Origin of the sequence: Cryobacterium sp. RTC2.1 (assembly GCF_035018685.1) — a bacterium.
Classification (GTDB): Bacteria; Actinomycetota; Actinomycetes; order Actinomycetales; family Microbacteriaceae; genus Cryobacterium; species Cryobacterium glucosi.
The window spans coordinates 1-987 of the sequence record NZ_JASJXJ010000318.1 but is presented as its reverse complement, the minus strand read 5'-3'; the positions used below and the strand labels follow the sequence as shown (position 1 = coordinate 987).

Below are 987 nucleotides of genomic sequence, written 5' to 3'. Positions count from 1 at the left end.
GATGACCCGGCACCCAGCGGCAATATCAGTGGCCCCCGAAGGCAATATTCACTGGCCCCCAAACCCACAAATACTCACGAGGAGAATCTTCCCTCTAAGTGGCTACACCGCAAGGGTCGAGTCAGGCTTCGCACGGCTCGACCTTCCTGCGGGATGGATCAAGTCGATCTCAGGTGCCCTGCAACCGGAGATGCCCACCGCTCGTGTCGTCACCAATAGCAGGGTAGCGGGCGAATGCCTGTCCTCCCACCTCCCACTTCCAACCGAACTTGCCGAGTATCTTCGGCAACACCGCTCCTCTCCCGAAAAAGGTAGATACGCAGGCAGGCAGGTAGCTAGCTAGCTAGCTAGCTAGCTAGCTAGCTAGCATCGATCTTGGCCTCGTGCCCCGTTAGAAACTACCAATATGAACTTTCGCATTCACACAGAGGTCGCTACCCGCCCGCGCAACCCGAACCTACGGAGATAGCTCGGCCTTACGATTTCAGTGAGATGACCAAATCTGAATTGCCCCTGAACCCAAGCTGTTCGGCCATGATCGAACGATTCCTATCTCACTGGAATCGTAAGGCCGAGATAGCTACCAACGGCCTGTGTCAGCGCTTCGCACTCCGGCTCGGCGCTAAGCCCCTCACCGATCCGCAGCTCACCTCGCGGCCGCTCCATGAAGCCCCCGGCGAACCCACGCGGACATCGCCGGGTTCTAATGTGCCGGTCCTGTTAACGCCAACCGAAAATAGGGCCACTTCTGCCAACTGAAAACAGGGCCACTCTCGTGTGGTTCTAGTGTGCCGTAGTCGCGGTGGGTTGGTGTTGCTTGAGCCGGTAGCTGTTGCCTTTGAGGCTGATCACGTCGGCGTGGTGAACGATGCGGTCGATCATCGCGGAGGCGATGGTGAGGTCGCCGAACACGTCGCCCCAGCGAACTGAGGTTCCCATACGTTCGTTCCGACTCTGAGTGCCGCATCCCCTGTGGGGAGTAGGTCG

Annotated in this window: 1 protein-coding gene; it reads right to left on the bottom strand. The window is 58.7% G+C overall.

Annotated features, from left to right (window positions below):
• Positions 1 to 783: 783 nt before the first annotated feature.
• Positions 784 to 939, bottom strand: coding sequence for an ATP-binding protein (locus tag QN357_RS19060; protein ID WP_416173012.1), 156 nt, complete (start codon positions 937 to 939; stop codon positions 784 to 786).
• Positions 940 to 987 lie beyond the last annotated feature (48 nt).